This is a genomic window from Shinella sp. 20P9.1.1 (assembly GCF_057798995.1).
The window spans coordinates 1-4,194 of sequence record NZ_JBYOLC010000030.1 but is presented as its reverse complement, the minus strand read 5'-3'; the positions used below and the strand labels follow the sequence as shown (position 1 = coordinate 4,194).

Sequence of the window (4,194 nt, the reverse complement as noted above, 5' to 3'; positions counted from 1 at the left end):
TACGATTTGAATGTTGCCACTATGAGCTCGATCCCAATGCCGCTTGGCAAGCAGTCTTGCGCAACAGGCTGTCTAGGGGACTCGGAAAACTATTGTGCTTGGGCAATGGTCAGAAAGCCGCTTGGGATCTGCGGATGTCGATGGCAACCATGGATATTGATGCTCGGAGGCTTGATCCAGTTTCGCGCCGGCAACCTTGCCGAACAGGAAGAACTCGATCGGGAGCATGTTGTAATTGTCCGCGTCAGCGAGGTTACCGGGCCGCGCGTTTGCGGTGTCAGCCCAGCATGAGGACGGAACCTTGTAGGGCGCGCGATACACGGTGATGTCCTGGCGATTATCCCGGTCATTACCGTCTGCTCCGGGCGAGAAGGCAGTGATCGCCTGCAAGACCTCGTCCTGATTGCGACCCGCGCCAGCGTCGAGGCGCCGATTGAAATCGCCGACCACCATCCAGGCGTCGCCGGCGGCTTCACGAGCCGAGATCCATGCATGGAGGGGATACATCTGCCGCCCTAAGGTCTCGCACGCATCCTTCACTGGCGGGGTTGTCGCAGGGTCCACCGTGAAGAGCCGGAAATTGACGCGGTCATCGAAGCATCCGGATTTCATATGGACGACCAAGACTCGCAGATTGGTAGAGCCTGACGTGAGCGAGACGTCGAGCCCCCAGCGGACATCGCGGGTCATGCCGTCGTTGTCGACCGATTTGACATTGAGCGCCGTATAGTCCGCTACCGATCCCACATTGACGCCAGCTTGGGCGCGCCACGCGACGGCCGTATACTGGCTGCGGGTCGTGCCGGCCGGTTTTGCTGGCGTCATCCCTGAATCGGTGCAGACTGGTCCCGTTCCTGTTCCCTCGTCCTTGGAGAATTGGCCACTGATGCAATGCTGCCAACCCTCCGACGTCGGGAAGACCTCGTTGATGGCGGCCGGGCTTGTGACCTCCTGCAGAAAATAGACATCGGCCCCAGCCTGATCGCGCCAGCGCTTGAGATCGGCGAAATCGGTCGCGTTGCGCACATAGTCGCCCTCGAAGACCGTGTGAGGATCACCGGCGTAGACGAGCGTCTGGATGTTCCAGTTGCCGAGCTTCAGGTGCGCGGCCATCGAGGCCGTCGTCGAGCAGAAAATGGCGGCAGCGGCGAGCAGTGCGAGCTTCATCTGTGACCTCCGATCGTCAGCTAAAATCGCCCGGAACCCCCAGGCAAATTGGTCTCAACGATCAGGAGCCGCGCGCGAAGTAGCGCATCAAGGCACCTTTCGATCGATCGGCGTAACCGTCGAGCCAGCGGTCATCCGTTGCCAGAAAACCCGACCAGCCCTTCTTGCCATGACGCTTCAGTTCAGCCTCTACCGCGCGAAACTGGTAGTGGTCATAGACATCGAGAATGTGGACCGCGTAGGCCTGCGCCAAGGCTTTGTCGCCGGTGATGATCAGCATGTTCTCATCATTGGCGTAGGAGGCTTTGAAGCCGAGGTTGTGGCTTCCCAGCACGACAACGCAGTTGTCCGAGAGTGGATCAATGACAAGCACCTTGTCATGGATGATCGCCCCGACTTTCTTTGCGGTCAGATCCTCGGCGCCAAAATCCGCCAGTAGGCTTCGATCGTCGATGCGGGACGCCCTAACGATGTTGACATTCGCTTCCTCGAATGTGTGAGGCGATACTGCCGGATCGTCGTCGCTCTTGTCCTTGGTGCCCTTCTTGTCCGCCGGGACATAGTTCGGCATTGCCTGGGGGCTCGAAACCGCACCGGTCACGATCAACTGCCGATCCTTCTTCGTGCCGATGTCGATCGCCTCGCCGACAATGCAGTCACGCGCCGATTGACCGGGGTAGAAGGCAAGGAAAAGGACCGCGTCTTCCGCTTTCCGCATCCTCCGATAGACCGCCTGCAGGTCGGGCGGGGTGGCCTTTCCCTTGGACCGACCTTGCATGTTCGGCGAGAACCAGATCTCGACATTCGCCCCCTGCCCCATCGGCACGGAATGCGGCGTCTCGTTGTCCTTTCGGAACGTCTTGCCCTGCTGGCTTTTCGACATCGGCTTGCCAAACGGGGTCGGCACCTCGATCTTGTCATCGAACATTCGCTGCCAGTAGTCGGCATAGGCTTCACCGACCTTGTCGTCGTGGATGACCAGCGCATTGTTTGATTGCCCGGCAACGCCCGTCGAAGTCCAGTTGGTGCTGCCGGTAAACACGCTCCGGCCAGACCCGTCGCTCGGGATATGCACCACGAACTTGTTGTGCCCGATCTGGGTCTGGTTGCTGAACATACGGTGCTGGACGTCAACGCCGGCGTTGACGAGTTCCTGCCGTGCCGCGCTGTTGCGGATATCCCAGACCCCATCCTCCTGTGACGTATTCGCCAGGATGATCCGAAGCTTCGTTTTGTTTGCCAGGAGAAGGTCGACGAGTTCCCGGTCTTCAAGCTCATAGAGACCGAGCAGAAATTTTCCCGGCCGAGACAGGAATTCTCGCAGCATGGGCAGGACATCGCCGGCCAGATATTTCGGATTCCGTTCTTCGGATCGGAAATCATGTCGATCAGCTCGTTGGGCTTCTTGACGCCATCCTCAAGAAGAACGTTTCGAAGCCATTGCGCTGCGAGAATGACATTCGTGAATGTTGACTCGAACTTGCCGCGCTTGCGCGTGACATGAACCGGATTGGTGACGAAGGCGGGCGCCAGATAGCCAAGGGGTCGTGGTTTTCCCTCGTACGCCTTCGCGGAAACTTTCTCCGGTGCGCCAGACGCATCCATGACCGGCTTGCCCTTTGCGTCCCTCTTCGTGACCTGGACGTCCCTTGGTGTGGGGTCCGGCGCCGGATCCATCCCCGGCGCAAAATCGCCGACCGGTCGGATTTCGTATCGGACGCGGACCTCATCAGGCCTGCGCGTGATCGCATCGCGGCGCTTCCTGAGGGTTAGGTCTCTCCAGGAAAGCTTCTGGACCGGCCATATCGACGTGGTCTGCGGCAGCCAGTGCGGGTTTTTTTGCCCCTTGAAGGCGACCCATGCCGCGCAGGTCACGCGATCGTCGGTGCCGTCAGCTTTCTTGGCCACGTTGCCATTGGCGTCAAGATAGACCCGGACCACCTCAAAGCCGAGGCAGCCGTCGATCTTCTCGTCGATGTCCCAGGCAATATAGGTGACTTCGTTGTTCACATATGCATGTGCAGAAATGATCTTGCCCATACCGTGCTCTCCCAGCCTGACCACAGCGTGCTACTTTCCCGTGTCACACGCAAGGTGGAAAACGCAAGCAAAAGTGGGTGGTCTCGAAGGACACGTAAGGCGCGCGAGGACATCAAGATTACCGACACAGCGCCGATTGTACGATCGGTCGAAGGCGAGCGGGGTGCGGGCGAGCTTGTCCAGCGTCGGTGGAGCTGGCCGAGCCCGACCCGCAAACCCGTCTACAATTTTCGTTCAGAGGGGCGGGAGTTTGCTTCCCACCGTTGCCTCATCATCGCCGATGGCTTTTACGAATTCACGACCCCGGAGGACCCGAAGAAGAAGCGCAAAGACAAATGGCTCTTCAAGAAGGTCGGCGAACCGATCTTCGCAATTGCGCGGATCTGGCGGGAGACCGATGACGTCGACGAGGCCTTCACGATGCTCACCATGGAGCCGGGTCCCGATATCGCGCCCTATCACGATCGTCAGATCGTGACCCTGGAACGGGGTGCGTGGGTCGATTGGCTCGATCCTACCGTTTCGGCAAAGTCCCTGATCAGGCCGTTTTCAGAAGGTACCCTGTCAGTGCAGCAGGTCGGATGAACGCATCCCGACTTTGTCGCCATGTCTCAAACTGCTCGGCTCATGTACCATGATGAGTCTAGCCTTCACCTCAGATCTGGCTGCTGCGTATAAACTCTCTCAATTCTTTCAGCATCCAGGTCCGAAACGCGCGGACTTTTGGGTCGTCGTGGTTGCCGACGCGGTAGAGCAGATCATAACCCCACTCGACCTCTAGGGCCGCGTCAGGAACTAATGGGGCCAACCGACCAGCGGAGAGGTCTTCAGCCACAAGAGGTAGTGTCTCAGTTTGAATTTTCTTCGCTGCGCTTCTTGTAAGGACCGCGCGGTCAATGATCATCCGGAGTTCCGGATTTTCGCAGAACCTTCGAAGACCCGCTGCGGTCGCATTCGTCAATTGCGATCCCATGTGATGACATCGCC

At 58.8% G+C, this 4,194-nt stretch carries 2 protein-coding genes and 2 pseudogenes; 1 reads left to right on the top strand and 3 read right to left on the bottom strand.

Going from position 1 to position 4,194, the window contains the following annotated elements; genetic code table 11:
- Positions 1-72 precede the first annotated feature (72 nt).
- The gene (locus AC27VQ_RS25770) at positions 73-1,167 is read right to left on the bottom strand and encodes a hypothetical protein (RefSeq protein ID WP_488718574.1); all 1,095 of its coding nucleotides are present in this window, start codon (positions 1,165-1,167) and stop codon (positions 73-75) included.
- A 61-nt stretch (positions 1,168-1,228) separates the two neighbouring features.
- Positions 1,229-2,494 carry a phospholipase D-like domain-containing protein gene (locus AC27VQ_RS25765; protein ID WP_488718573.1) on the bottom strand — a complete coding sequence of 422 codons (1,266 nt, stop codon included), beginning with the start codon at positions 2,492-2,494 and terminating at the stop codon, positions 1,229-1,231.
- A gap of 809 nt (positions 2,495-3,303) precedes the next feature.
- On the opposite strand from AC27VQ_RS25765, the pseudogene AC27VQ_RS25760 reads away from it, so the two are divergent.
- A pseudogene (locus AC27VQ_RS25760) lies at positions 3,304-3,792 on the top strand (SOS response-associated peptidase family protein); the annotation flags it as partial.
- 70 nt (positions 3,793-3,862) lie between these two features.
- Here the strand turns inward: AC27VQ_RS25760 and AC27VQ_RS25755 are convergent.
- Positions 3,863-4,194: pseudogene (locus AC27VQ_RS25755) on the bottom strand (hypothetical protein); the annotation flags it as partial.